The organism is Paenibacillus tyrphae, assembly GCF_027925525.1.
GTDB classification, from domain to species: domain Bacteria; phylum Bacillota; class Bacilli; order Paenibacillales; family NBRC-103111; genus Paenibacillus_G; species Paenibacillus_G tyrfis_B.
The window spans coordinates 1-26,808 of sequence record NZ_BSDJ01000032.1 but is presented as its reverse complement, the minus strand read 5'-3'; the positions used below and the strand labels follow the sequence as shown (position 1 = coordinate 26,808).

Sequence of the window (26,808 nt, the reverse complement as noted above, 5' to 3'; positions counted from 1 at the left end):
GCGTGCCGTTTGTCAAGGTTATCCCGGCGTGATATGCTTTTTTTGTCGTCGGCGCCGCCCGGAAAGCACGCCGACCCCACTCCGCAACAACCGAGATTTATTGGAATGAAAAGGAGGTCGGCCCCGTGGCGCAGCCTACAATATTGCTCGTCGACGACGAGAAAGAAATTATCGATTTGCTCGAAATTTATTTAAAAAACGAAGGTTACCGCCTGCTGCGCGCAGGCAATGGCATCGAAGCGTTAAGCGTGCTGCAAAAGGAAGACGTCGATCTGATCGTGCTCGACATCATGATGCCGAAGATGGACGGTATCGAAGCCTGCCTGAAAATACGCGAACAAAAGCATATGCCGATTATCATGCTGTCCGCCAAAAGCCAGGACATGGACAAAATTCTCGGCCTGAGCACCGGCGCCGACGATTACGTGAGCAAGCCGTTCAATCCGCTTGAGCTGGTCGCCCGGATCAAGTCGCAGCTGCGCCGCTACACCCGGCTCAATGTTCAACGGCCGAATAAGGAACACGAGCTGGAGATCGACGAGCTCTCGATCAATACCGCGACGCATGAGGTCAAACTGGACGGCCGGGACATTAAGCTGACGCCACGCGAATTTGCGATCCTGGAACTGCTGGCCCGCCATCGCGGTACGGTTTGGAGCATCGAGAAAATTTACGAAGCCGTATGGAAGGAAGCGTATTTCGATTCGGACAATACCGTGATGGTTCATATCCGGAAAATTCGCGAGAAAATCGAGGAAAATCCGCGGAAACCGAAGTTTATTAAAACGGTTTGGGGAGTGGGATATAAAGTTGAGTAAAAAAGAGAAGATCAAACCGCCGCGCAAGCCCATGCTTGACCGCTTCCCGTTCACCTGGTTCCCCTTTAATCTGCTGCGGGGCATGATCCTGTTCCTTCAAGATCTGTACAAAATGGCGCGGGCCCATGTGCAGCGCAGCGTCCGGCTGCAGCTGATGCTGACCTTTGCCTTCTGCTTCGGCGTGTCGCTGGCCTTCTACGGCATCAGCTCGGCTCTGTTCGGCGCCGTCAACAAGAGTACGGTCATCGATTACAGCCAAGGGATGGAAAGCATCGATAGCGAAGCCCGCTCGCTCGCGGACCGGTTCCTTACACCTTCACGACATAGCGGCAGCGGAAACGGGACAAGCGACGAATCCCCCGACGATGATTCGAATGAAGCGGACCGGAGCGAACCCGGACAAGCGGCCGTGCCGCAAGGCTCCGCTGCAGGCGGGGCAATGCAGACGCCCAATGCCGGCACTGCCGTTCCTGCCCCTGGCGCAAACGGTCAAGAGCCCGGCAGCATACCCGGGGGCCCGGCAGCCAATCCGCAGGGTCCGCCTCCGTCGCAGCCAAATCAACCGAACCAGCCGAATAACCGGCAAGGAGAGAGCAAGCAGGAGGACGCCGAGCGGCGCAAAAATTTTGAAAATACGGTCAAACGGCTCGCTACCTACGATAAGCTCAAGATCGTCATTACGGATCTGGAAGGCAAAGTCGTCTTCCGCAGCGAAAATGCGCCGGAAACGTACGTCGACGTGCACAGCGTCATCCGCAACGCGATGGAAACACGGAACCGGGAATCCGATTCGCGTTCGGAGTTTTCCAGCTTCTACCCGGTGACCTATAATAATCAGAAGGCCTATTTAATCGTCAGCGGCATCCCTCAGCCGAACATCAGCTACCATAAAGGCGAGAACCCGCTTTCCATCCTGGCTTCGCTCGCGGTCTTTATCTTTCTGTTCTACTTTTTAACGCAGCGGAAAATGAGATATATCGAAGAGCTTGCGAGCGGGCTGCGGATTATCGCTACAGGCAATCTGGACCACCGCGTCGTCGAGCGTTCCCAGGACGAGCTCGGATCGCTGGCGCGAGACATGAACTTTATGGTGACGGATCTACAGCGCAGAATCGAAGAGGAACGGCGCGCCGAGCAGCTCAAGAACGAGCTGATTACGAACGTTTCACACGATTTGCGCACACCGCTGACGCTCATCATGGGGTATTTGCGGCTGCTGCACGACAAAAATTTCGAAACGCCCGAGCAAGCCGCCGGGTACGTCAGTATCGCTTATAGCAAATCGGAGAAGCTGAAAGGACTGATCGACGATCTGTTCGAATTTACGAAGCTTTCCAACCATGACGTTCCGCTGCACAAGAAGGGCGTCGTGATCAACGAAGTGCTGGAGCAGCTGCTGGAGGAACACGTGACCCTCAGCGAGGAGCAGCAGCTCACGCTGATCCGCAGCCTGCCGCAGGAGCGGCTGCTGGTGCGCATCGACGTAGACAAAATGATCCGCGTGTTCGAAAACTTACTCGGCAACGCGATCAAGTACAGCCCTAAGCCCGGCGTGATCACCTTCGGCATGATCCGGGAACGCGGGCACGCGATCATCCGAATCTCTAACAAAGCGGACGCTTTGACCCGCGACGAGCTGGAGCAGTTGTTCGACCGGTTCTACCGCGTGGATAAAGCCAGGACGTCCGAAACCGGAGGGTCGGGACTGGGTCTTGCGATCGCAAGAAGCATCGTCGAATCGCACGAAGGCAGCATTTGGGCCGAGTCGGAGAACGGCGAAATTCATTTTTACGTGAAGCTGAAGCTGGCATCTTAGATGCCGGCTTTTTGGTTATTCGGGCACAGGCGGATCAAGCGGCACGTTCGCCTTGGAAAGCAATGCGCGGTATAATGAAGCGGACAACGCAGCAACGAGGCGGGCCCGTGCGGCACGCCTCGCAAGAATGGAGAATCGGATCATGAGACATGGATTTTTGCTGGATTTGGACGGGACGCTGTACCACGGGGACCATCCGATCCCTTATGCGGCGGATTTTATCCGCTGGCTGCGGGAAAAAGGCTACCCGTTCTTATATGTAACCAACAATTCGTCAAGGACGCCGGAGCAAGTTGCGGCGCACCTCATCAAGACCGGGATCGAAGCCAAACCGGAGGAAGTGCTGACCTCCTCGCAAGCGGCCGTGATGTATTTGCAGGAAACCGGCGCCCGGAACGGACGCGTGCTGTGCATCGGCGAGGAAGGACTGCGAACGGCGCTGAAGGACGGCGGCTTCGAACCCGTCACAGAGGACGCCCCGGTAGGAACGATCGCTGCGGTCGTACAAGGCATCGACCGGGCGTTCCATTACGGCAAGCTGCTTGCGGCCGTCCGCTATATCCGCGGCGGAGCCCCGTACATCCTGACGAATCCCGATCACCTGCTGCCGTGGAACGGCGGGCTGACGCCGGGAGCCGGCTCCATCGCGGCTTCGATCGAACGGGCAAGCGAAACGCCTCCCATCGTCATCGGGAAGCCTTCGCCGATCATTATGCGCTACGCCGTCGCCAAGCTGGGGCTGACCCCTGGTGAGATTTGGACGGTCGGGGACAACCTGAACACCGATATCCGCGGCGGAGCCGACGCAGGCTGCCGGACGGCGCTCGTGTTGACCGGATTGGTCAAGGCCGCGAATGTGGACGAGCAGATGGCCCGGACGGGCGTGCGTCCCGAGCGGATCTGCACACATCTGATGGAGCTGGCGGAAAGCTTCGGCTAATCGATGGCGTGCTGCTTCCGGATTTCGCCGATCCGGCGAATGTGGACGTTCGCGTGGCCGGCCATCATTTTCATCAGGCGGCCGGCCGTCTCCTCCCTGCCGGAGGCGATGACGCTGCGCGTAAGTGCTCCCGGCGTATGCTTGCATACGCTGAGCACGTGCTCGCGCACTAGCCGAAACAGCGCGACCTCGGCGCGAACCGGCCGCGAGGCGTAACGCATGCCTGCAGCCCACGCGTCCTGCGAGAAGCTGTTGCCGTTGTAGGCGCGTCCGCGCTCCGGCCCGGCCAAAGCGAACTTGAGCTTGTACAGCGCTACAAGCTCAAGTTCCACCACATGGAGCACCTGCTCGCGGATGCTCCATGTGCCGGGCGCCCGGGCCAGATCAAGCCCGGCCTCGCCAAGCCCTTCCAGCGCGGCCTCCAGCCGGTCCGGCCCCGCTGCGAACAAAGCGAGCGTTTCCTCGTCGCTCGGAAACAGCTCCTGCCAGTACGCCGCGCGGTAGCCCTCCGGCGTCGTAACCGTGACGGTCCGCCAGCAGCCCGGCTCCGTCTCGTCCAACCAGCGCCCGCCGGCCTCCTCGGCGCGCTGCTGGAGCCGCTCCAGCGCCTCGTCCGGCGGCGCTGTCACATAGAACCGGCCGCCGGGCGATAGTTCCCGGCCAGCCGGAGCTTGCAGGCGGCGGAGCGCTTCCGCCGCCGTGCCTTCCGCGGCGAGCAGCGCTACATCGCCGCCGGGCTGACGCAGCAGCGCGTAGCCCGCTGCCGCGCACAGCTCCAGGCGCTCCCAGCCGAGCGCCTGCTCGTAAAAGCGCAGCGCCGCCGTCACCTCCGGCACGCGCAGAAGCAGGTTCGCTTGAACCGCGTTGGTCTCCATTCGCCTTCCCCCTTTGCAGAAACTGAGGCTGAGTTAGCCCTATTTTACCATATACCGGTCCAACGAACGTCGGACACAAACAAACACCGCCCTTTGCGAAAGAGCGGTGTTTGGCATTAGCAGACACTATTTTATTCCCGATTCGTATCAACCGGTGACGACGGTTTTGGACCCGCCCTTGCGCGAAGACACGTCGTAGTTTTCGAGCTCTTCGTCCGCTTCGTTGTTGAACGCCTCGCGGTCGAATTCTTTCTCCGTTACGGCGACGACAAGAGAGCTGACGGTCGTACCCGTTGCGTTGATGGCCGTCCGGGCCATATCGAGAATCGCGTCGATGCCGAGTACCATCGCCATCCCCTCGATCGGCAGACCGACGCTGGCCAACACGACCGTCGTCGAGATCGAAGCCGGTCCGGGCACCCCGGCCACGCCGATGGAAGCGATCATCGCCGAGCCGATGATAAGCAGGTAATGCGTGATCGTCAGATCGATGCCGAATACTTTGGCGACGAAGATCGCGACAATCGCGGGATACAAGCCGCCGCAGCCGTTCATGTTGATGGTAGCGCCCAGCGGAGCGACGAAGCTGGCGATCCGGTCGGATACTTTAAGCCGCTTCGTGATAACCTCCAGGTTGACCGGCAGTGTCGCATAGCTGCTTCGCGTCGTGAAAGCGACGGCCAGCACGGGATAAATCTTTTTCAGGAAGCGGATCGGATTGACCCGCGCCACGAACGTGACCAGGAAGCCGTAAGTCAGAACGAAGTGCAGCAAGCAAGCGATGTAAACGGCAATGACCACTTTGCCCATCGGTAGCAGCGAAGCGAGGCCGTATTTCGCAGCCATCGCCGCCATCAGTCCGAACACGCCGTAAGGCGTCAGGCGGATGATCAGCTTCGTCACGCGGAACATCACGACGGCGAACGATTGAATGACTTCTTTGATCGGCCGAACCGATTCCGGCTTGCGGTTGCCTTCGATCGTAATGGCGACCGCGACGAACATGGCAAATACGATCACCGGCACGACCTTGCCGGTAGCCATCTCGTTTACCGGGTTTGCCGGTACGAGATCCATGAATACTTTCAGGAACGACGGAATTTCTCTGGCGGCGAATTTGGCATCCTGCACGTAAGGAATGCCAGCGCCCGGATCGATGATCACCGCAACGACGACACCGATGGCCGCCGCGATACCGGTCGTGATCAGGAACAAGGCGATCGTTTTCGTTCCGATCTTCCGAAGCATATTCGGATCGGATACGGACGTAATGCTGGAAATGATCGTTGCGATGACGAGCGGCATAACGATCATTTTGATCAGGTTGACGTAGATGGAGCCGATCGTTCCGAGATCTGTCGCCTCTTTACCGAACACCGCCCCGACGACCACGCCGAGCACCATGGCGATTAATACGCGCGTCCCGAAACCTACCTTTTTCTTGGCCGCGAAAAATAGCAACAGCAGGACTACGACAGCAACAGCCCAGCTGGCAATGTATAGGGAATTCACAATCATGCGCCTCCTCAAGAGTATATCCTAATAATCCCCACTCGTTTACTAGGTATTCTATGCCCATTTCCGGCGGCTGTCAATAAGTATTTTATTGCTAAATTATTATTTCGCGGGCCATCCGGCGACAAAACCGGCTATTCTCTTAAGGCGTCTCTTAATTTCGTCGATTCGTACCGCCGGTCCGCCGACTGCGCGAGCGCTTTGCGCAGCCGCTTGTTTTCGCCCGCCAGCCTCTCGATCTCTCCGATCAGCTCCAGAGCAAAGGCTTGAGCCTCTTCGCCGGGTTCCCGGCTAACGGAGGCCGCCCTTTCTTTATATTCGTTCAACCGCTCTTCTATGCTTTTCATCCGGTTCATCCTTTCCCAAAAGCAAAATTTATCGCAACGAGCTTGGCCACAGGACGAGCGAAGCGCGGTCGGCCTCCGCTCCGAGCTGCCGCAGCGTCCCCGCGGCAGGCGTGTCCAGCACCGGCTCCCCGTTCCACGTATTGATGACCACTTTGCGGACACCCGGCTTCTTCAAAACCGATTGCAGCACGGCCCGAAGCGTCTGCAGCCGCTCTTCCTCCGGCAGCCATGCCTCTTCCGGCACGTCGGCCAGCGCGTGCAGCGTGTGCATGCGCCTGCCGTTATTTTCGCACCACAACACCCAGCGGCCGCCGCGGAATACGATATCGTTGCCCGGCTTGCGGGCAAAAGCGACGCCCGGCAAAGCCGGCCATCTTACCATCAATCCGAATGGATTGGCGGGATCGGCGGCCGGAAGCAGCACCGTTTCGCCGCCTCCCGCTTCCCAGACCGCCTCCCGGAGACGCCCTACCGTCTCCGGCGCGGCAAACTGCATCGCCGCAATATCCCGGACCCAGAAGCCGCGGGTCAGCATCCCCCACAGCTCCAGCTGCTTCAACGAACCGTACACGTCGTCCCAGGACCAAGGCAGCAGCGTACCGGCGAGGTCTCGCGTAAGCAGCGCACCGCCGTCCAGCGCTTGCTTGACCCAAGCGCCGAGCGAGTCGCCTCCGCCCGGCTGCTCTTCCGCCAGCGTCTCCAGCGCATACCAGCGGCCCAGGCCCGATTGGAATTTGGCCGCGGTTTTGGCGGTGGTCTTCCTGCCGCTTCCGTTCATCCGCAGCGGCGCAAACTGGTCGTTGGAGACAAGCCCTTCCCAAGCCAGTTCGATCAAGTCCGCCGTCAGCTCCGACGGGACGCTTCCCGTTTCGCGGCTGAGCGCCGACAGGAAGCTTGCGCCCTTGCGCCGGAGCAGCTCCAGCAGCGGCTCGTGCTTCGAGGACGCTTCCCGCTTGAGCAGAGGGGCGTAAAGCTCCTTCGCTTCCGCCAGAAAGAAGGCGACCCGGCCTTCCTTCTCTCCCGCTTCCTTGCGCCCGATCCAGATCACCTCGCCCGCCGCGCACAGCCGGTCGAGCGTTTCTTTGCGGTAATCGGTCAAGCGCAAAGGAAACACCGACGCCTCCCATTCCGACAGCGGCAAAAACCAGCCTTGCAGCTTGCCGATCACGTCCCGCAGCCCCTCTTCCCCGCTGAGGCGGCTGCCCGGAAGGACGTGCTGCGCGGCCATCAAGAACCGGCAGTACCGGACCGGTTCGACCGGCTCGGCCTGCTCGCGCAGCGCCCGTTCGGCACTGCGGATCCGTCGCACCGCCGTTTCGCGGCTCACCCAAACCCGCGGCCCGGCTTCGCTTTCGCCAAGCGCCGGTTCGATCGTCCCATCCGCGGCCCACTGCCCTACAAGGTCGTCGACAAGCGGCAAAGCCGCGCCGTATCGGGCGGCAAGCTCTTCCGCCGTAAACGACGCGCGGTGCTCCATGTAACGGGTCAGCACAAACCGCGCGGCCAGCGGATCGTCTGCAATCCGCGCATACGTATCCGCTTCGTCGGAGCAGATCCAGCCCTCTTCTCCGCCGACTTCAATCAGGCGCGCTTTGCCTTCCTCTTCCAATTGGCGTAGCAGCCTGCCGATCTTTTCCACCTGCTGCTGCGCCTCGTCAGCGCCGCTATCCACGGCCAGCCTCGCCATCTCGGCGACGGTCCGGTCGCCTCGCTGCTTCAGGAGGCGCAGCAGCGTCTCCGGCTGCTCCAGCTCCAGCGGGGCGGAAGTCGGCCACGGCTCCTCCTCCGCAGCGCCCCGGTCCGGCTGCCCGGCTTCCAGCACCGGGCTTTCGCCGAACAGCCGCCCGGCCTGCGCCCGCTCCAAGCCGAGCAGCTGCAGTTGAATATCTTTGCCGACGGCGTCGGACTCGTAAATTTGAGCACCCATGAACTCGGTCAAAAACGCCGCAGCCAGCGGCGAAGGAAATAGGCTCTCGCGCACGTTCACCTCCAGCGCTCCGGCCTCGATCTGCTCCAGCGCCTCCCGCACCCGCGGCATGTCCAGCTCCTCCTGCAGGCAAATGCGCATCGCCTCACCTAGAAAAGGAAACCGCTCGGCGTACGGCAGCGATTCCCGCAGCAGCTCCTCGCTGCGCAGCCGCTTCTTCCACGCCGGCGTGCGCGTGAAGCTCCGCGACAGCAGCAGCGACGTCTCGGCCAGACGGCGGAACGCGGCCCCGAACTGCGACGAAGACGGCACCGCTGCGCGCAGCAGCGCTTCGCGCAGCAGCGCTTCGAGCCGGGCGGACGTCACGCCGCGCAGCATCGCCACGAAGCTTGCGGCCATTCCCTCGTCGGCGCCGGACAAGACGAAATGAATGCCGTTGTCCTTGGCATTCGCGAATAGCCGCACGGGGAACCGCTCCTCCCCATGCTGCCGAAGCGCCAGCAGCCATGTTCGGTTGAACGTCCGGCCGAACGTGCTGTGCACGATGACATGCCACTGCTTCAGCTCGTCCCGGAACCGCTCGATGACGATGCGGCGGTGTGTCGGCACCGCCGACACGGCCTTCTGCGACCGAACCAGCGCGATCAGCTCGCCCGCGGCTCCGGCGTCCAGCCCATAATCCCGGATCAGCCAGTCCAGCGTGCCATGCGGCTCCTCCCGTTCCAGCCGGCGCTCCAGCTCGTTCATGAACCGCCCGATGTCCCGCGACAGCTCATACGTGCGGCCCTGCCCTTCGCCCCGCCAAAACGGAATCTCGCTGAACCGGTTGCCCGCTTCGACGACGTACACCCGGTCGTTTTTGATCGATTGAATTTTCCAGGACGACGTTCCAAGCTGGAACACGTCGCCGACCCGGCTTTCGTGAATATATTCCTCGTCCAGCTCGCCGATGTGCACACGGCTGTCCGCATGATGCACCGGGTAGGCGCTGCTCTGGGGAATCGTGCCGGCCCCCATAATGGCGGCCATACCCGTTACTCCTCGGCGGGACAGTACGCCTGTGTCGCGGTTCCAATCCAGGAGAGGACGAACGAACGGGTAGTACCCGGACAGCACCTGCAGCACGTCCAATAGCCGCTCCCGCGGAAAATCCCGGTACCCGTAGCTGCCGGCCAGCACCCGTGCCAGCTCGTCAATCGTCCAGTCGTCCCCCGCCACCATCGCCGCAATTTGCTGGCACAAGACGTCCAGCGACTGTACTGGGATGCGGATTTCCTCGATGTCGCGCTCCAGCACGCGGCGGGCCAGCACCGCGCATTCCGGCAGCTGGCCGCGGCTGCGCGCCAGAATGACGCCCCGGCTAACGCCGCCCACGCTGTGTCCGGCCCGGCCGATGCGCTGAATTCCCGCGGCTGCGCTCTTCGGCGAATCGATCTGCATCACCAGATCGATATGGCCGACGTCGATGCCCAGCTCCAGCGAAGACGTTGCCACGAGGCAGCGAAGCTCGCCCGCTTTGAGCGCGCGCTCCACCTCAAGCCGCTGCTCCCGGGAGACGCTGCCGTGATGCGAGCGGGCCATTTCGTAGCCGACATGGTCGTTCAGCCGCAGCGTCAGCCGCTCGCAAAGCCGCCGGTTGTTGGCGAAGATCAACACGGACCGGCTTCCTTCCATGAGCTTCACGAGGCGTTCGGTAACCGGCCCCCAGACGGCTTCCTGCTTGTCCTGCGTAATGAACGTTTGCTCCGGCATTGTGACGACAAGCTGAAGCGCTTTGTCCATTCGGCTCTCCACAATGTTCACCGGACGAGGCCGCATGGGAGCGTCCGCAATCGTTTCATGACCGGCTTCCACGGACACATCCGCGCCCGCTACGGTCTCGTCCGATCCGGCGCCCCTTCCGGTTTGAGCTTCATCCGACCCGCTACCTTCCGCCATCGCCTCACCGTTCCAGCCCTCTGTTTCCGCAGGCTCCCAGCCTCCGAGAAAACGTGCCACCCGCTCGATCGGCTTTTGCGTCGCCGACACGCCGATACGCTGTGGGGAATGCCCGCACCAAACGACGAGACGCTCCAGCTCACCGACAAATGCAGCCCTCTGGCTCCCTCGGCCAGATCATGAATCTCGTCAACAATCACATGGCGAACGGTCCGCAGCATGTCTCTGCCTTTCAGAGACGTCAGCAAAATATACAGCGACTCGGGTGTCGTCACGAGCACGTCCGGCGGCTGCCGCAGCATCGACGCCCGTGTGCTTTGCGTCGTATCGCCCGTTCGGACGCCGACGGTCAGCCCCGGCCACAGCAGGCCGGTCTCCGCCGCCGTCCGCTCCAATTGATCGATGAAGCCGACAACGTGATGGTGAATATCGTTGTTCAGCGCCTTGAGCGGCGTGATGTACAGCAGCTTTACTCCCCGGACCTCTCCATCCGCGGCCTTGCCGGTCACGATCCGATCCAAGCAGGGCAGCAGCGCCGCAAGCGTCTTGCCCGAACCTGTCGGCGCGGCGATCAAGGTATGAGCGCCCGACCCGATCGACTCCCACGCCCGCAACTGCACCTCCGTCGGCTCCCCGAACGTCTGCCCGAACCAGGCGGCCAGCAGCGGATGAAACCCGATTGGCGACTCCGCATCCATGTTCGTTTCCCCTTCTTCCCCTAAATTTCTTTCCAAATATACGTTCGATATCGGTATCATACCAAAAAAACAAGCGCCGGCACATCCAAGCGAAATTCCGTCTTCCCCGCCATCCGGGCCGCCGTCTTCCATTGACACATGTTCAACTCGGTGCTACGATTCATTCGAATAAATTAAATCTATCCTATTAACACTTTAAATATCGGATTATTCGAACGAGGAGCTGAAAAGCATGGCTGATCCTATGGATCACGCGATCGAGCGGTTTGAAAAAGCGTTTTTTACAATGTTCCAAAAACTCGGACCAGGATTGGCACTGCCTGCCGATCTGAATTTGACGGGACCGCAGATCATGATGCTGTATACGATCGTCAGGTGCGAACCGTGCCAGGTCGGCCGGCTGGCCCAAAGGATGGAAGTAACGCCGAGCGCGATTACCGTTATGATCGACCGTCTGGTGCAAAACGGGTTCGTGCACCGGAAGCACGACGAGAACGACAGACGCGTCGTTCTACTGGAAGCAACCGAGCAGGCGCGCGAGGCGCTGCTCCGTATCCGGGCGCTCCGCTCGGAAGTGATCAACACCTACTTGTCCTATCTGGAGCCGCACGAGCTGGAGCCGTTCCTGCAAAGCTTCGAGAAAATCGCCCATAAAATGTCCGAGTAAAACATAAAAGGACCGCCCTGGTGAGCCGCCCCCAATGGTTAGACACAGCCTAACATCATTGGAGGCAAGATCATCGGAGCGGTCCTCTTTATCATTTTTTTGCTTAAAAATTCGGTATGAGTCTTATCAATTTATCCGGGGTGCCGTCGCCGTTCTTGTCGCCGTTGTTGCTTGTAATAAAGTAGAGTGAACGGTCCGGCGCTTCAATGATCTCGCGGATACGGCCATAGGTATTTTTATACAGGTAGCTCAGGTTGCCGATCACCGGCTGGCCGTTCTGCTCTTTTACCTGCATGCGAATGATCTGCTTGCCGACGAGGTTGGACACGAGCAGATCGCCTTTCCACGGTCCGTCGGAGACGAACGTGATGCCTGACGGGGCCCACCTTGTATTGCCGCTGTGAATGAGGGGCGGCGTGATGCCCGGCTTGTTCTGATTGTCGCCTTCGTAATCTGGCCATCCGTAGTTGGCTCCCGGCACGATAAGGTTAATTTCGTCCTTGGCGGCTTCACCGTGCTCCGAGGAGAAGAGACGGTTCGTTCCCGGCTGCCAGGCCAGTCCTTGCGGGTTGCGGTGGCCTCTCGTATACACCGGCGAGCTGGCGCCGAACGGGTTATCGCTCGGAATCGTGCCGTCCAGATTCAAACGGAGAATTTTCCCACCAAGGTACGTTAGCGTATCGTCCGTTTTGCCGTAGTTGCCGTTGCTGAAGTACAACTTGTTATCCGGGCCGACCTTGAGCCGTCCGCCGTTGTGATAGACCGCGCCGGGCAGCTTGTCGAGCAGCACTTTGTCGAGCTTCGCCGTATTGTTGTTCTCGATCAGGCGGACAAGACGATTTTTCACGGTATTATTGGAATCCTTGTAAGTATGGTACAAGTACATGTAATGGTTGGTCTCAAAGTTCGGGTCCAGCGCAATCCCCAGCAGCCCGCCTTCGCTTTTCGGCTGATAGTAGAACGGCTCTCCGAGCGTAATGACCGGCGTGCTGCGCACTTGGCCGTTGACGACTACGCGGACGCGGCCGCTGTTGCGCTCGGTGAAGAAAATCCGTCCGTCCGGAGCAAACGCCAACGCCCACGGAACTTCCAGATTGTCCGCTACGACCTGCAGCGTATACGGGTCGGTAGAAGTCGCCGAAGTCTTCACGGAGAGCGTGTTGCTGGCCGCCGATACGTTGCCCGCCAAATCTCTCGCTTTTACGGTAAAGCTGTACGTCGTGTTCGCCTTGAGGCCGCTGACGGTAAAGGTCGTGCCAGTCGTGCTGTCCGTCAGTGTCCCGTCTTTGTATACCTCATATTTGAACACGCCCACATTGTCCGTCGACGCTGTCCAGGCCAAGGAAACGGAGGAGGAAGTTTTGCCCGGACTGGTCAGATTGGAAGGAGCTGTCGGGCTTTGCGTATCCGGCTGTGCCGCCGTCGTGACGCTAAGCGGTGTGCTGGCTTCCGATACGCGTCCTTCCGCATCTTTCGCTTTCACGGTAAAGCTGTACGTCGTGTTGGCCTTGAGGCCCGTCACCTTAAAGAAGGTTTCCGTCGTCGTGCTGCCGGCAAGCTGGCCGTCCCGGTAAACGTCGTATCCGGTAACGCCGATATCATCCACCGAGGCAAGCCACGTCAAGTCTACGCTGGTGTCCGTTTTGCTGTCCACCGCCACATTGGTCGGAGCCGTCGGCGGGTAGACGTCCCCCGACGCGTTGACGGTCACTTTGCTTATCGTAGCCGTGCTGGCCGTGTTCACGTCATGGCTGGTGACCGCCAGACCGAAGTATACATTCGCCCCCATGGCGACCGTTACGCTGCCGATGTCTCCCCAGTTCATACCATTATTGGAGACAAAGCCTTTGATCACGTTGCCGGTCCGCTGCAGCTTCACCCAAGCGGGGCTTGAAGACGCTTGCTTGACCGATTCCGTCGATCCTCCCGCCGCGGTCCGGTACTGGAACGTGAAGCCGTTGGATGGGGACAGGAGCAGGTCGACATGCTTCGCGTCGGCATTCAGGTTCTCGCGGATCATGATTCCCGCTTTCGCCCAGCCGTCGGTATTCGTTTGGGAGGTGATCAGAGCAACGATCGTCCCGTCCCCGCTCCAAGGCCGGTACACATAGCGGAATTGGTCCGACGTGCTCCAAATATCTTTGCCTGCACCGGATACGGTGAACACATCGGTATTCGCATCGTACAGAGCGCTGCCGGCTACCGCCGGGGAACCGATGTCCTTCGACTGCCACGGAGCCGGAACTTCACCCGGTCCCGGAGCGTTCGTCGTGACCGATAGCGGCTGGCTGGCGGCCGATTGGTTGCCGGCGGCATCCTTGGCCTTGACCGTAAAGCTGTACGCCGTGCTTGCGGTCAGCCCCGTCACCGTGTACGACGTTTCGGTGACACCGGCTTGAACAAGCGTCCCGTCACGGTAGATGTCGTAAGCGGTCACGCCGACGTTATCCGTTGAAGCGGTCCAGGTCAACGTCACGGTCGTGTCCGTCTTCCCGGCTGCGGTCACGTTCGTCGGCTCGGTCGGAGCCGTCGTATCGGCCTTGGTCGTTACGCTGAGCTGGCTGCTGGCGGCCGACGAGTTGCCGGCGGCATCCTTCGCTTTCACCGTAAAGCTGTACGCCGTGCCTGGCGTCAGCCCTACGACGGAATACGAGTTACCGAGCGGGCTTCCGATCAAGGTCCCGTTCTGGAACACGTCGTAGCCCGTAACTCCGACATTGTCCGTCGAAGCCGTCCATGACAGCTCCACGGTCGTTTCGGTTTGATTCGGCGAGTTCAGACCTATCGGTACGGAGGGCGCCGTCGTATCCGATCCGCCAAGGCTTACGTTGGTAAAGGTGGCGGTGTTCAGCTTCGAAACGTTATGGCTCGAAACGGCTAAGCCGACATAAACGCTGCTTCCCATCGTTACGCTCGTCTGGCTTACTTCCGTCCAAATCGATCCGTCCGTGGAATAAGAGCCTTTGAACGTATTGCCGTCACGCTCAAGCTTCAACCACGACGGGCTCGTTGAATTCGCCTTCACGCTGGTTGTCGCCCCGCCCACATCGTTCCGGTACTGGAACGTATACATGCCGGACGGAACCGCGGCGATATCGACGTGCTTGGCGTTCGCATCGAGCGTCTCGCGGATCATCAGGCCCGCCTTCGCGAAGTCGTCGGTATTGCCCTGCCCCGTCACTTGCGCGATGATCGCGCCGCTGCCGGTTAACGGCTGATACACGTAATGGAATTGGTCGGAAGTACCCCAGATGTCTTTGCCCGCTCCCTTTACCGTATACACGCCCGTACCGGGATTGAAGTCCGCGCTGCCCGCCAGCGCCGGGGAGCCGATATCTTTGTTCGACCACGGACTGGGGACGGCTGCCATCGTTCCGATGCTTCCGCTGCCGTAGACGGCAGAGGTAGTCGTTGCCGGAGCGTTCGAGTCCCCCGTTTCCATGCTGCCTTGCCGCGCCTCCTGCCCGAACCCTTGAGCGGGCACCAGGAGCTGCAGCGCGAGCAGCACAGAAATCCCTAATGCTTTTGCCGCTTTGATCTTCATCCTCAATCATGCTCCCTTCCATGAATTTTTGAAAAAAATAAGGCGTACAAGCCGCAGCCTACAGTTTCCCCCACCTCCCTTCATAAGCGGTAATCGACTGCTTTTCTACCCTATAACGAAAAAAGAGACGGCAACCTTAGTTTTCAGAAACTTGAACTGAACGAAAAGGTGTCGTCTCTTGGACCAATAACCATATATTAACGTAATCATACCTTCATAACGGGGATTTTTCTATTTCCTTTATTGATCTTTTCTTTGCCGGATATTGACAAAGATTATTGATCGAAAAAAAACGGACCCTTTTGGGCCCGTCGAGTTTGTTGAGACAGTGGTCAATTGAGGTAATAGAGAGATGTACGAGTGGGTGGGGTATCCACTTCCGGTCGCTCTTGTCCGCAGGAAATTTTGATTTGAAGCCGCTTCGCAGCGGATATTTCCCGCAGACAAAGGCGAACGCTGTCGCTCCTCCAGTGCATACCCCACCTCCGTATACTTCTCTATTTTTTAAAAGACTACTTCTCCACAAGCTAAACGGGCCCTTTCGGGCCCGTCCTTGTCAAAATCCTTTTTTACTATCCGCCTACTCCTCCAGCGGGTTGCCGAATTCGTACAGCCTTCCTGCCGCGGCATCGGCAGCAAGCCGTTCCAGCCAGCGCAGTTCCGTGACGGCGTGCTCCCAGCGGCCTTTCATCATATGCAGCACGCTGCGGGGCACGGTAGGGATATGCTCCTCGTAGATATCATGCAGCAAGGCTACGATGCGACGCTGCTCTTCGATTTTTTGCGAGATGATGTCATGAATCCGCTGAGCATCTCCATGGAAGGCGAACACCAGCGCCGCGTACATCGGGTGAAAGACGGTCGTGCGGCTATCGAACTGCTCCAGCAGCAGGCGGTGAAACAACTGCCTGCCTTCTTCCGTAATCCGGTAGACGGTGCGGTCGGGACGTCCGCTCTCCTTCACAATTTCCAGCGCCTCGATGTACCCTTCTTTATTCAGCGTATCGATGGCGTAATACAGCGAGCCTTCCTGCATTTTAATGTAGTGGAGCATAGCCCGCTCCTTCATTTTATGCCGCAATTCGTAGGGATGGCTGTCTCCTTCCATGAGCAGACCCAAAATGACGAGCTTCATGGACAACCGTATTCACCTCCCTTACATATGCTGCGGGGCATGAATGCCGGAGCCCTCATCCGGACTGCCGCCTTCTTTGCGGGGGCCTCTCGCCGGGACTTCCATTTTGGCTTTACCCATCAGCAAAATAAAGATGAGCGCGAGCACGGCCATAACGATGGTCACTTGAAATACATAGGCGATGGAATCCGCAAGACCGACCATCATTTGCTCCAGCACCGGCTTCGGAACGTTCGCCTGAAATTCCGGCGACAGCAGCGCCCGCGGATCGGCCGGCGTCTTCGCACCCGCTCCGGCGGGCAACAGCTCAGCCAACCGGCGGCTTAGCGCGGACGCTTGCATCGCGCCCAGCACCGTCAGGCCGACGGCTGAGCCGATCGAACGGAAAAAGCCGACCAGCGAGGTGACAGTGCCGCGAAACCGGAAGTCAACGTTATGCAGCGAAGAAATCGACGTCACCGGGAAGCCCGTGCCGATGCCGAGCCCCATGAGAATCATATAAAGCGTAATTTGCCAACGGGGCGTATCGACGGATACAAGGCTAAGCAGCGAGGTTGCGATCAGCAGCAGCAGCACGGAGCCGAGCATGATCCCCCGGTACGACAGCTTTCCGATAAAACGCCCGCCGATCGCGCTGCTGGCAACCACGCCGAGCATCATCGGCGTCAGTACGAGTCCGGCGCTCGTCGCCGACCCTTGGAATACCCCTTGAATGAACAGCGGGATATACGTCGCCGCCGACATCATCAGCGCCCCGTAGAAGAAACAGACGCCCATACTGGCGGTAAACAACCGGTTGCCGAAGAGCGGAAGCGGCACGACCGGGGCAGCGGCGCGCATCTCGATGCGGATGAACAGCAGAAGGAAGACGATCGCGATAGCGAACAAGCCGATGATCTGCACCGAATCCCATGCGTACTCCTTGCCCCCGAGCTCCAATCCGAACATCAGGCTCAGGATCGAAACGGCAAAGACGAACGTCCCCAGCCAGTCGATTCTTTGGTTCGGATTGTTCGGCAGCACCGGATGATAGAACAGCGAAATAAGAATCAACGATACGATACCAAGCGGCAGATTAATGTAGAAAATCCACGTCCAATTCACGTGATCGGTGAAATAAGCGCCCGCCAGCGGCCCGAGCACGCTCGATATGCCGAAGACGGCACCGAACAGACCTTGCATCTTACCCCGCTTCTCCGGGGGAAAAATATCGAAGATAATAGCGAACGTAATCGGCATCAGCGCGCCGCCGCCGATCCCTTGGATGGCGCGGTAAACGATCAGTTGCGTCATCGTCGTCGAAGTGCCGCAAAGCGCCGAGCCGATCATGAACACGACAAGACCGAGCAGGAAAAACAGCTTCCGGCCGTACATATCGCCGAGCTTGCCGAAGATCGGCATCGAGACGACGTTGGCGATCAAGTACGCGGAAAATACCCATACGTACTTGTCGAGTCCTCCGAGCTTACCGATAATCGTCGGCATGGCGGTCGAGACGATCGTCTGATCGAGCGAAGCCAGCAGCAGCCCGAGCATCAACGCGGCGACCGTCCATGCGGTATTTGTTTTTTTCTGAACCATAAATTGCTCCTTACTTTACCTGGATGTATTTTTAGTGCTAAACTAAATTATACTCAAATTTGAGTAGGTGACAAGAGTACGTGTGATTTTTTTCTCTGGGCGTAGTTTGCCCTAATCTTTCAAGTATCATATAATGGAGTAAGTCAAGAAATTGTATTTATGCTTACTAAATAAATGATAAAATTTTCTTATTTTGAGAATGCTATTGAAAGCGTTCGCGCCCCGGTGAGGAGGAACGATGTGAATCTCAATCAGTTGGAAACGCTCATTACGATATCCAAGACTATGAGCTTTCGCAAAGCGGGCGAAATTCTGAATCTGACCCAGCCGGCCGTCTCGGCGCAAATTAAAAGTCTGGAAGACGAATTCAAAACGGTGCTGATCGACCGCAACCAGCCGGTTACGCTAACCGACAGCGGCCAAGTCTTTCTTGAACATGCGGAGATTATTTTACAGACGGTCGAAGATTTGAAGCAGCGGCTTTCGGATTTGAATCAAACGCCGCAAGGACATATTCATCTGGGAACGACAACTTCGATCGCGATTCAAATTTTGCCAAGGGTGCTGTCTTATTTTCAGAACCAGTTCCCCTTGATCAAAACGACCATCCATTCGATGACCACCTCGCAAATCATGCACAGTGTCGAGAACGGAACGATCGATATCGGCATCACCTACCTGTTCGACAAGCATCCCGCGCTTGAAAGCTCCGTGCTTTATTACGATACGTTCGAGCTGGTCGTCTCCCCCGATCATCCGCTTGCGCGGTTCGCGCATGTGCCGATCGAGCGGCTTCACGAGCTGCCGCTGATCATGCTATCTCCGGAAACGGCCGGACGGAGGTTCGTAGATCAAATTCTGAAGCAGCTGTATATCACCCCACAGGTCGTGATGGAGTTGTCCAGCAGCGAGGAAGTGAAACGGATGGTGGAGTTGAACCTCGGGGCGGCGATCATCTCGAAGCTGTCGATCCAAAGCGAGCTGCGCCTTGGGACGCTCAAGATGATCAAGGTGAACGAGCTCGAAATCAGCCACCCGGTCGGGGTGGTGTACAAGTCTGGACGCTATCTGAGCTCGGCGCTGCATCAGTTTCTGGAAGATTTAAAGGGCATGCAGGAAACTCAATTCATAGGTTCGGAGTGAGGGAACGCCATGAAATTCGATTTGCATACGCATCACGAACGGTGCGGTCACGCGACCGGAACGATCCGCGATTATATCGAAGCGGGGATCAAAAACGGCCTGCAAGTCATCGGAATTTCCGATCATTCGCCGTACTTTGCAAGCAGCGTGGACCGGGAGCAGCCCGGCATCACGATGGCGAAGAGCGAATTCGCCCGTTACGTGGAGGAAGTGCTGAAGCTGAAGGAGGAGTACCGCGGGCGTATTGACGTTCTGCTCGGAGTCGAATCGGATTTCTTCCCCGAAGTGGCGGACGTGTACCGCAAAGTGTACGAGCAGTATCCGTTCGACTATATCATCGGGTCGGTGCATTTGTCCGGCGGCGTCAGCATCTTCAACCGGAAGCGGTGGAACGGACTGACGGACCGTCAGAAGGTGGAGCAAAAGGAGCTGTACTACGATCTGATCGAGCAGTCCGCGCGCAGCGGCATGTTCCAGATTCTCGGCCACATCGACGCGATGCGCGGCTTCTACCCGGCCTTCTCCGATATTCAGACCGACGCGGTAGACCGCACGCTGCAAACCATCGCGAAGTACGACATCGCTATCGAGATCAACACCTCCGGCAAAACGAAGGATTGCGGTGGCTGGTACCCGATCGACGAGATTTTGGAGCGGGCGCTTCATTTCGGCGTTCAGGTTTCGTTCGGCTCGGACGCGCACGTCCCTTCCCGGGTTGGCGACGACTGGGAAGAAGTGGCGGCAAGGCTGAAGGAAATTGGGTTCCGCGAATGGGTGTACTACAAAGAAAAACAAAAGCAGGTCGTCCCTTTATAAAGCAAGGGCAAAAAAATATCCGGCAAATTCCCCGTGGGCCGAGGAATTTGAGCCGGATATTTGTGCTTTGACGGCCCCTCGGCCGCGCTTATCTTGCAGTCCGCTTTGGTCCCGCGGCTCGCGCGGGCTTCGCAACCGCCCGGGAACGTGGCTTGCGTACGGCCTTGGCCGGAAGCCGGAGGCTCTTGACCTTCGCTCCGCCGAACAGACCGCCCAAGCCCCCGAAGCTGCTGAACAGCTTGAAGATCGGGCCGACCTGCTTTGCGATGGTGAACACCTTCTGCACCTTCCCCATGGTGGAAATGATGCCGTCGAGACCCCCGATCGAATTGAAAAACGAAAGGAAGCTCCCGCCGCCACCTGCGCCTTTGGCTACCTCCGCCGTACCTAAGCCTCCGCCGGGTACGCCACCGATGGTGCGTCCAATACTGGAGAAGCCGCCTAGGCCTCCGCCGATGCCTAGCGGGCTGAACAATCCCCGCACCTGTGCCGTATTCATATGGGGAGCCGGATGTACCTGACGCAGCGGGCAGGAGGCTCCTCGTTTAGCCGGTTTGGCAGTACGGGCCGAAGCTCGTTTTGGAGCTGCACGATGCTTTTTATTGTTCATTCGTCGATCCCTTCCTTAGCCGAGAAACTGTATCCGACTTGTCTGATACATCAGCGTATGTCGGTTCGCCCTTCTGCGTATGGGTAAGTGGACCGATCGAAGAAAAATAGGTGTATATTTAGGAAAAACACATGTTCAATGGGAGGTACTTCGAATATGACGATCCGCCGCGCTACGGCTCATGACGCGATGCAGCTCAGCGAGCTGTCATTTCGCTCGAAGGCTTATTGGGGCTATGATCCGCAGTTTATGGAAGCCTGCCGCGAGGACCTGACACTGCGCCCCGAACATATCCGTTCGTCAGCCGTCTACCTGCTTGAGACGGACGACGGTGAAATCGCCGGCTTTTACAGCCTGCATCCTCCGGGTTCGGGCGCTTCGTCCGATGCCGTGGCAGAGCTGGACAGCCTGTTTATCGCCCCCGAATACATCGGCCGCGGGTACGGAAAACGGCTGTGGAGCCATATGCTTGCTACCGCCGACGAGCTTCGCCTCCCGCGCATCCGCATTCACAGCGATCCGCATGCGGAAGCATTTTACGCCAAAATGGGCGCCGTGCGGATCGGTGAGATCGAGTCCACCGTTTTCCCGAACCGGAAGCTCCCGCTGATGGAGCTGGTCCTTACAGCCCCTTGATATCGAACGAAACCTGCAAAGGAGGAAGCGCCATGCTCCATGAGATGACCGATATCGCGGGCAAAAAAATCGTCATCATCGACGATGAACCGGACCTCGTCAACCTCCTTGATGCCGTGCTGCGCAAAGAAGGCTTCCGCCTGGTATTCAAAGCGGCCACCGGTCTGGCCGGCATCGAGCTGTGCCGCAGCGAAAAGCCGGATCTGATCGTCCTCGACGTCATGCTGCCGGATCTCGACGGCTTTACCGTCTGCCAGCAGCTGCGGCAATTCACGCTTGCGCCGATCTTTTTCCTGTCCGCCAAAAACGAAGACGTGGACAAGCTGCTGGGGCTCAGCCTCGGCGGCGACGACTATATTACAAAGCCGTTTAGCCCGAAGGAAGTCGCGTACCGGATGAAGGCGTACTTCCGCCGCAACCGGTACGCGGCCATGCAGGAGGAAAGCCGAAGCATTTACGAATTCGGCAGCGTGACGATCGACGAGAAACAGGGCGAAGTACGCAAGCACGGCATTCCCGTGACGCTCACCGCCAAAGAATACCAGCTGCTGCTGTTTTTGGCCCGGCACCCGGGACAGCTGTTCAGCAAAGCGCATTTGTACGAAACGGTATGGGGCGATTCGTATACGGGGTATGACAATACGGTGATGGTGCACATGCGCCACCTGCGGGAAAAGCTGGAGGACAAGCCGTCGGAGCCGGAATATTTGTTGACCGTGCGGGGACTCGGCTATAAGCTGCAGCGAAAGGACGGACGGCCGTGAAGTGGAAAGTCATTATCCAATTCCTGTTATCCATGTCGACGCTGGCGATCTTGATTCTGATCGTCAATTATACGGCACTGTATTTTTTAGCTGGCGGTCCGGCGTTTGAAAACGGAAGAACGGCCGCTTTCGCCGAGCGGTTTACGCACGATTTCGGGCAGCGCATCGCCTTGCAGGGCGGACGCCCGTACGTCACCCCGGAAGGTCTGGAGGAATTGAACCGCCAGCGGGCCTGGATTCAAATCTTGGACGAATCCGGCGCGGAAGCGTTCGCCTATCATAAGCCGCCTTCCGCCTTGACGCATTACTCGCCCAGCGAAATCGCATTTTTTTATAAATATGCCGTCCAAGATTTTACCGTCTTTATCAGCCGAGTGGAAGATAACGGCTATCATTGGAGCTACATGATCGGCTTCCCGGCGGAAACGGTAACTAAATATTTTTTGTACATCAGCCCGAAAAATGTGCACACCTTTTTTCCGAACGGCCTTTACATACTCCTCGGGGTGACGTTGGGCGGTACGTTGATCATCGGCTATTTGTTCGCTAGGAGACTGTCCAAACCGGTACGAACCGTCATCGACGCGATCCGCGAGCTTGCGGACGGCCGTTATGAGCTTCGCCTTGCGCCGAAAGGAATCTATAAAGATGTGTACCGCAGCCTGCTCCATCTCTCCTCTACGCTGTCGTCCCTTAAGCAGCACCGGGATCGCGTGGACCGCATGCGGGAGGAATGGATCGCCGGCTTGTCCCACGATTTGAAAACGCCGCTCTCCTCCATCAAAGGCTACGGCGAAGTGCTTGCCGAGACAAACTACGACCTCAGTCCCGACGAGCGGACCGGCTATGCGGCAACGATCGTGCGCAATGCCGCTTATATGGAGAGTTTGCTGGACGATTTGCGGCTGACGTCTCAGCTTAAGCACAATCTCCTGCCGATGGATAAGCGGGAAAGCGATGTCGTCCGGCTGCTGCAGGAAACCGTCATTTTGCTGCTTAACAGTCCGGAAGGCGAGGACCGGACGATATCGTTCGATGCGAGTCCGCAGACGATCCCGTTGTCCTTTGACGCCAAGCTGCTGCAGCGCGCGTTCCTGAATCTGCTCTTCAACGCGCTTGTGCACAATCCCGCGGGGACGCAGGTGCAGGTCGCCGTCTCGGGCAATGAGAGCGGCGTGCGCGTGGTCATCGCCGACAACGGCGTAGGCATCTCCAAGGAAGATATGGCCAAGCTGTTCGACCGTTACTACCGCGGCACGAATACGGCGGCAAGCCATCAAGGCTCGGGGCTCGGACTTGCGATCGCCCGACAAATTATCGAAGCGCACGACGGAAAGGTCGAAGTAGAGAGCCGGCCTGGGCACGGTACGACGATCCTTGTTCATTTTCCGCAAACTTAAGGCGGATTTAAGGTAAACTGAAGCGAAGCTTAAATTCCATACGATACCATGCTCTTGTCGAACGAAAGGAGCATGGTTTTTTTATGAGCGAATTCATCTTGGAAACGAAAAGGTTATCAAAACAATTCAAGTCGTTCGCCGCGGTCAAAGGAGTCGACTTGCAGGTAAGGCCGAGCGAAGTGTACGGCTTCCTCGGTCCGAACGGCGCAGGCAAAACGACGACGATCCGCATGCTGCTCGGACTGATCCGTCCGACGCAGGGTGAGGTGCGCGTCTTCGGGCAAGACTTGGCCCGGCACCGGCTCGATATCTTACGCCGGGTCGGCTCGCTGGTCGAGTCTCCGTCCTATTACGGCAATCTGAGCGCCTATGACAATTTGGAGATCACCCGCAAGCTTCTAGGCGCAAGGAAAACCGACATCGACAAAGTGCTGGAAACGGTAAGGCTGTCCGAATGGCGCAACAAAAAAGTCAAAACGTTCTCCCTCGGCATGAAGCAGCGGCTCGGTATCGCGCAGGCGCTGCTGGGCAATCCGATGCTGCTCGTGCTCGACGAGCCGACCAACGGCTTGGACCCCGCCGGCATTCTCGAAATCCGCGAGCTGATCGCCCGCCTGCCGGAGGAACGCGGCTTGTCGGTGCTTGTCTCCAGCCATATTTTGAACGAAATCGAGCTGATTGCCAGCCGTGTCGGCATTATCTATAAGGGCGAGCTGCTGTTCCAAGGCTCGCTTCAGGAGCTGCGGGAGCAGAACAAAACGATGCTGCGGATCGATGCCGCCCCGTTCGTCGAAGCGGGAAATTTCCTGCTGGCCCGGGGCCATCAAGTGGAAAAGCGTCACAACAGCCTGTACGTCGACATGTCGGGAACGAATGCTGCCCGTCTGAACCGCGAGCTGGTTACGGCCGGCTTCGACGTCTCGCACGTCAGTGAAAATACACCGTCGCTGGAAGACATTTTCCTGACGATGACGAAGGGAGCGCAAAGCTTGTGAAGGCATGGAGCGTCATTGCGGCGGAACTGTACAAGCAGAAAAAAGGCGTCCTGTGGAAGCTTGCCTTCGGCGGTCCGGCCCTCGTATCCGTACTGATTTTCCTGAATATGTATCTGCGCTACGATTATTTGATGCAGAGGTATGCAGGGAAAACGTCGTGGGAAGCGATGCTGAACGAAGTGTTTTTTCTATGGGCCTTCTTCCTCCCGATCGGGGTTACGCTGCTGGCGGCTATCGTCCATTTCCGCGAATATAGCGAGAATGCCTGGAAGCACCTGCTGAGCCTGCCGGTGCGGCGGAGACACGTGTATGCGGCCAAGTGGCTCGTCATTGTGCTCGCGACCGTCTTGTCGGTGCTGGCGCTTATGGCCGGCCTGCGGCTGGGCGGGTTCGTCATCGGCTTTCCCGAGCCGTTTCCCTTCGGCCTGTATGGACAATACGCGCTGTACCTGATCTTTTCGTCGCTCGGCATCGCAAGCGTGCAGCATTGGCTCAGCTCCCGCTTCCGCAATACGATCATTCCGGTCGCTGTCGGCGTATCGGGCACGGTAGGCGCGATCTTCCTCGCCCAGTCGGAGTGGATGCGCTACATCCCGTATGCGGCCCCGCTGTTCGCCATGCCGGGTCCGGAAGGGGACGTGGGCGTCTCGATTGTGAGCGGGCTGCTCTTCGGAACCGCAGCGCTGCTGGCCGGTATGCTTGAATTCGGGAAAAGGGATATTTTGTAATCGCAAGCCAAGGAGGTACGCTGGAGATGAAGTCGCTATTCGCCGCCGAATGGCTGAAATTAAAGCATTCGCGCATTTTGTGGATCGTTATTCTGATGCCGATCCTGTTAACCGCTCAAGGCGTCGGCAATTTTACCCGCTACACTGACGTATGGACCCGGGACGATTGGACCGTCATTATCGAGCAGTGTCTCATTTTTTACCCGCCGATGCTGCTGCCGTTTTTTATCGCTATTGTTGTCGCGCTTATGATCCGCATCGAGCACAGCCATAACGGCTGGAAGCATCTGCTTGCGCTGCCGGTGAGACGCGGGCATATTTATGCGGCCAAGTTCAGCATCGCGCTGCTGCTGGTCGTCCTGAATATCGCCGTCTTCGGCGCAAGCATCGTCGCTGCGGGCTTGCTCGCCGGGGCGAACGGCCCGATCCCGCTGGACCGGATCGCGCTGCCGCTTCTGCGCCTGATCCCGGCGGTACTGCCGATTATGGCGATCCAATTCTGGCTCAGTCTGCGCTACCGCCATATCGGCATCCCGCTAGGCATCGGGATCGGGCTGGCGATCCCCTCGCTCCTCGTGGCCAATACGAAATATTGGATCGTCTATCCGTGGACCTACCCGACGATGGCCGCGCTCGCCAGCCAAAGCAGCACCTTCAGCAAAGGTCCACTGCTATACGCCGCGGTAGCCCTTGTCTTTCTTCTGGTCACCGTCTTCGGCTTCACCGAGTTCAGACGGCGGGACATTCTGTGAATCGTATCATCTGCAAGCGAAGGCTTTCCGTTTTCGGGAACCTTCGCTTTTTATTTTTCGCGAGATCATTATCATATCGGTGTGCCGTTTCTGTGATATACTTAATGAACATAGGTACATCCAGAAATGCTTATAGTATACATTTATATACTGAAAGGAAATGAGCGAATGAGCAAGAAAATAAACGGCGGCTGTAGCGTTCCCAATTTTGAAGGCTGCCCTGTCGAGTTTACGCTGGATGTCATCGGAGGCAAATGGAAGGGTATCCTGCTCTACCATTTGATCAACGGAACGAAACGGTTCAACGAGTTCCGCCGCATTTGCCCGGCCATTACTCAACGGATGCTGACCCTGCAGCTTCGGGAGCTGGAAGAAGACGGCATCGTGCATCGCGAAGTATACCAGCAGGTTCCACCTAAAGTGGAATATTCGCTCACCGAATTCGGCCGGACGCTGGAACCGATCATTTTGCAGATGAAGCAGTGGGGGGAAACGTACCGGGGCCGGATGAGCGATACGGCCGAAGCCGTGGCTGCGAAGCAAGAATAATCAAGCGAAAATAAGCGGATCATGACGAGAGGCTGCCGGAATTATGGCAGCTTTTTTTGACGATCGGTTAGAGCATTTGCAACCAGAAATGACCACCACTTGGCGTCTATTTGCTAAAAGATATCGATTCTTAATTTAGGGGTGATGTAGTGGGTATCGTTTACGAAAGGTATACCGAGGGCATTTCGTTTACCGGAGATCTTAAGAAAGATATTGAACGTTTTTTTGTTCATCATGATGAGCACGGAACCTATCAGCATACCGTTTCAGTTGCCACTGAAGCCGTTCGAATAGCAACTAGGTTTTTGACCAGAAGTCACCATGAAGAACTACGCAGGTGATGCAAAAGTATCGGAAATGGCTAATTTCGAATTGAACAACGATCCGAAAAAGCTTCAAACCTTTATAGATTCTGGCGATATTAACGAAACCTATATGGAACAATTAGCAATTGCTACGAATTACAACTTACTTGTCGGTCGGGAAAATTACACAATTGCCCCGAATGATATGACCACGCGTGAAGAAGCTGTAACTTTGGCAATGCGTTATGGAAATTTTGTATATGCACTCAAATATAATGCAATGAAGTAAGAACGTACCCGCAGCTAAAT

Annotated in this window: 23 protein-coding genes; 14 read left to right on the top strand and 9 right to left on the bottom strand. The window is 57.8% G+C overall.

Annotation, left to right across the window (positions count from 1 at the left end):
- Positions 1–125 precede the first annotated feature (125 nt).
- The 3 genes from QMG93_RS28075 (at position 126) to QMG93_RS28065 (ending at position 3,574) form a co-directional block, all read left to right on the top strand.
- On the top strand, positions 126–818 hold the full coding sequence (locus tag QMG93_RS28075) for a response regulator transcription factor (RefSeq protein ID WP_281942460.1): 693 nt from the start codon (positions 126–128) through the stop codon (positions 816–818).
- Positions 811–2,634: a sensor histidine kinase gene (locus QMG93_RS28070; protein ID WP_281942459.1), complete on the top strand. Its 1,824-nt coding sequence runs from the start codon at positions 811–813 to the stop codon at positions 2,632–2,634. The genes QMG93_RS28075 and QMG93_RS28070 overlap by 8 nt, the downstream gene beginning before the upstream one ends.
- A 142-nt stretch (positions 2,635–2,776) precedes the next feature.
- Entirely contained in the window at positions 2,777–3,574 is a 798-nt protein-coding gene (locus QMG93_RS28065; protein ID WP_281942457.1) for an HAD-IIA family hydrolase, read from the top strand.
- Here QMG93_RS28065 and QMG93_RS28060 read toward each other — a convergent pair.
- From QMG93_RS28060 to QMG93_RS35475, 5 genes are all read right to left on the bottom strand, one after another.
- Positions 3,571–4,449: a DinB family protein gene (locus tag QMG93_RS28060; protein ID WP_281942455.1), complete on the bottom strand. Its 879-nt coding sequence runs from the start codon at positions 4,447–4,449 to the stop codon at positions 3,571–3,573. The genes QMG93_RS28065 and QMG93_RS28060 overlap by 4 nt on opposite strands.
- A 147-nt stretch (positions 4,450–4,596) precedes the next feature.
- A complete protein-coding gene (locus QMG93_RS28055) occupies positions 4,597–5,967 on the bottom strand; it encodes a dicarboxylate/amino acid:cation symporter (protein ID WP_281942453.1) in 1,371 nt (456 codons plus the stop codon).
- A 131-nt stretch (positions 5,968–6,098) separates the two neighbouring features.
- Positions 6,099–6,311, bottom strand: coding sequence for a hypothetical protein (locus QMG93_RS28050; protein WP_281942451.1), 213 nt, complete (start codon positions 6,309–6,311; stop codon positions 6,099–6,101).
- Between the two features lie 28 nt (positions 6,312–6,339).
- Complete coding sequence (locus tag QMG93_RS28045) at positions 6,340–9,912, bottom strand: helicase-related protein (protein ID WP_413789352.1); 3,573 nt, start codon at positions 9,910–9,912, stop codon at positions 6,340–6,342.
- A 197-nt stretch (positions 9,913–10,109) separates the two neighbouring features.
- On the bottom strand, positions 10,110–10,874 hold the full coding sequence (locus QMG93_RS35475; protein WP_413789351.1) for a DEAD/DEAH box helicase: 765 nt from the start codon (positions 10,872–10,874) through the stop codon (positions 10,110–10,112).
- A 232-nt stretch (positions 10,875–11,106) separates the two neighbouring features.
- Between QMG93_RS35475 and QMG93_RS28040 the strand changes: the two genes are divergently transcribed.
- Positions 11,107–11,541: a MarR family winged helix-turn-helix transcriptional regulator gene (locus tag QMG93_RS28040; RefSeq protein ID WP_010497876.1), complete on the top strand. Its 435-nt coding sequence runs from the start codon at positions 11,107–11,109 to the stop codon at positions 11,539–11,541.
- A gap of 103 nt (positions 11,542–11,644) precedes the next feature.
- Here QMG93_RS28040 and QMG93_RS28035 read toward each other — a convergent pair whose 3' ends face one another.
- From QMG93_RS28035 to QMG93_RS28025, 3 genes are all read right to left on the bottom strand, one after another.
- Positions 11,645–15,085 (bottom strand): PQQ-dependent sugar dehydrogenase, encoded by a 3,441-nt coding sequence (locus QMG93_RS28035; protein WP_281942448.1) that lies wholly within the window; start codon positions 15,083–15,085, stop codon positions 11,645–11,647.
- A 580-nt stretch (positions 15,086–15,665) separates the two neighbouring features.
- Complete coding sequence (locus tag QMG93_RS28030; RefSeq protein ID WP_413789350.1) at positions 15,666–16,226, bottom strand: PadR family transcriptional regulator; 561 nt, start codon at positions 16,224–16,226, stop codon at positions 15,666–15,668.
- 15 nt (positions 16,227–16,241) lie between these two features.
- A complete protein-coding gene (locus QMG93_RS28025) occupies positions 16,242–17,801 on the bottom strand; it encodes an MDR family MFS transporter (RefSeq protein WP_281942446.1) in 1,560 nt (519 codons plus the stop codon).
- A gap of 240 nt (positions 17,802–18,041) precedes the next feature.
- Between QMG93_RS28025 and QMG93_RS28020 the strand changes: the two genes are divergently transcribed.
- Entirely contained in the window at positions 18,042–18,944 is a 903-nt protein-coding gene (locus tag QMG93_RS28020) for a LysR family transcriptional regulator (RefSeq protein WP_036679025.1), read from the top strand.
- Between the two features lie 9 nt (positions 18,945–18,953).
- Entirely contained in the window at positions 18,954–19,760 is an 807-nt protein-coding gene (locus QMG93_RS28015; RefSeq protein WP_281942442.1) for a histidinol-phosphatase, read from the top strand.
- Between the two features lie 88 nt (positions 19,761–19,848).
- Here QMG93_RS28015 and QMG93_RS28010 read toward each other — a convergent pair whose 3' ends face one another.
- Positions 19,849–20,370: a hypothetical protein gene (locus tag QMG93_RS28010; protein WP_281942440.1), complete on the bottom strand. Its 522-nt coding sequence runs from the start codon at positions 20,368–20,370 to the stop codon at positions 19,849–19,851.
- A gap of 156 nt (positions 20,371–20,526) precedes the next feature.
- Here QMG93_RS28010 and QMG93_RS28005 point away from each other — a divergent pair, with 156 nt between their 5' ends.
- The 8 genes from QMG93_RS28005 (at position 20,527) to QMG93_RS27970 (ending at position 26,788) form a co-directional block, all read left to right on the top strand.
- Positions 20,527–21,006 (top strand): GNAT family N-acetyltransferase, encoded by a 480-nt coding sequence (locus tag QMG93_RS28005; RefSeq protein ID WP_281942439.1) that lies wholly within the window; start codon positions 20,527–20,529, stop codon positions 21,004–21,006.
- Between the two features lie 32 nt (positions 21,007–21,038).
- Positions 21,039–21,770 (top strand): response regulator transcription factor, encoded by a 732-nt coding sequence (locus QMG93_RS28000; protein ID WP_281942437.1) that lies wholly within the window; start codon positions 21,039–21,041, stop codon positions 21,768–21,770.
- The gene (locus tag QMG93_RS27995; RefSeq protein ID WP_281942435.1) at positions 21,767–23,170 is read left to right on the top strand and encodes a sensor histidine kinase; all 1,404 of its coding nucleotides are present in this window, start codon (positions 21,767–21,769) and stop codon (positions 23,168–23,170) included. The genes QMG93_RS28000 and QMG93_RS27995 overlap by 4 nt, the downstream gene beginning before the upstream one ends.
- Before the next feature lie 83 nt (positions 23,171–23,253).
- Entirely contained in the window at positions 23,254–24,165 is a 912-nt protein-coding gene (locus QMG93_RS27990) for an ATP-binding cassette domain-containing protein (protein WP_281942433.1), read from the top strand.
- Positions 24,162–24,893, top strand: coding sequence for an ABC transporter permease (locus QMG93_RS27985; protein WP_281942430.1), 732 nt, complete (start codon positions 24,162–24,164; stop codon positions 24,891–24,893). The genes QMG93_RS27990 and QMG93_RS27985 overlap by 4 nt, the downstream gene beginning before the upstream one ends.
- 26 nt (positions 24,894–24,919) lie before the next feature.
- On the top strand, positions 24,920–25,645 hold the full coding sequence (locus QMG93_RS27980; protein ID WP_281942428.1) for an ABC transporter permease: 726 nt from the start codon (positions 24,920–24,922) through the stop codon (positions 25,643–25,645).
- A 168-nt stretch (positions 25,646–25,813) separates the two neighbouring features.
- Complete coding sequence (locus tag QMG93_RS27975; RefSeq protein ID WP_281942426.1) at positions 25,814–26,194, top strand: winged helix-turn-helix transcriptional regulator; 381 nt, start codon at positions 25,814–25,816, stop codon at positions 26,192–26,194.
- Positions 26,195–26,515: 321 nt separating this feature from the next.
- Positions 26,516–26,788: a hypothetical protein gene (locus tag QMG93_RS27970; protein WP_281942424.1), complete on the top strand. Its 273-nt coding sequence runs from the start codon at positions 26,516–26,518 to the stop codon at positions 26,786–26,788.
- The last annotated feature ends 20 nt before the right edge of the window (positions 26,789–26,808 follow it).

Bases quoted from the DNA above. Each gene is read 5' to 3' on its own strand.
- QMG93_RS28065 (WP_281942457.1), top strand. From the start codon at position 2,777: ATGAGACATGGATTTTTGCTGGATTTGGACGGGACGCTGTACCACGGG.
- QMG93_RS28060 (WP_281942455.1), bottom strand. From the start codon at position 4,449: ATGGAGACCAACGCGGTTCAAGCGAACCTGCTTCTGCGCGTGCCGGAG.
- QMG93_RS28055 (WP_281942453.1), bottom strand. From the start codon at position 5,967: ATGATTGTGAATTCCCTATACATTGCCAGCTGGGCTGTTGCTGTCGTA.
- QMG93_RS28050 (WP_281942451.1), bottom strand. From the start codon at position 6,311: ATGAAAAGCATAGAAGAGCGGTTGAACGAATATAAAGAAAGGGCGGCC.
- QMG93_RS28045 (WP_413789352.1), bottom strand. From the start codon at position 9,912: ATGGAAGGAAGCCGGTCCGTGTTGATCTTCGCCAACAACCGGCGGCTT.
- QMG93_RS35475 (WP_413789351.1), bottom strand. From the start codon at position 10,874: ATGGATGCGGAGTCGCCAATCGGGTTTCATCCGCTGCTGGCCGCCTGG.
- QMG93_RS28040 (WP_010497876.1), top strand. From the start codon at position 11,107: ATGGCTGATCCTATGGATCACGCGATCGAGCGGTTTGAAAAAGCGTTT.
- QMG93_RS28035 (WP_281942448.1), bottom strand. From the start codon at position 15,085: ATGAAGATCAAAGCGGCAAAAGCATTAGGGATTTCTGTGCTGCTCGCG.
- QMG93_RS28025 (WP_281942446.1), bottom strand. From the start codon at position 17,801: ATGGTTCAGAAAAAAACAAATACCGCATGGACGGTCGCCGCGTTGATG.
- QMG93_RS28015 (WP_281942442.1), top strand. From the start codon at position 18,954: ATGAAATTCGATTTGCATACGCATCACGAACGGTGCGGTCACGCGACC.
- QMG93_RS28010 (WP_281942440.1), bottom strand. From the start codon at position 20,370: ATGAACAATAAAAAGCATCGTGCAGCTCCAAAACGAGCTTCGGCCCGT.
- QMG93_RS28005 (WP_281942439.1), top strand. From the start codon at position 20,527: ATGACGATCCGCCGCGCTACGGCTCATGACGCGATGCAGCTCAGCGAG.
- QMG93_RS28000 (WP_281942437.1), top strand. From the start codon at position 21,039: ATGCTCCATGAGATGACCGATATCGCGGGCAAAAAAATCGTCATCATC.
- QMG93_RS27990 (WP_281942433.1), top strand. From the start codon at position 23,254: ATGAGCGAATTCATCTTGGAAACGAAAAGGTTATCAAAACAATTCAAG.
- QMG93_RS27980 (WP_281942428.1), top strand. From the start codon at position 24,920: ATGAAGTCGCTATTCGCCGCCGAATGGCTGAAATTAAAGCATTCGCGC.
- QMG93_RS27975 (WP_281942426.1), top strand. From the start codon at position 25,814: ATGAGCAAGAAAATAAACGGCGGCTGTAGCGTTCCCAATTTTGAAGGC.
- QMG93_RS27970 (WP_281942424.1), top strand. From the start codon at position 26,516: ATGAAGAACTACGCAGGTGATGCAAAAGTATCGGAAATGGCTAATTTC.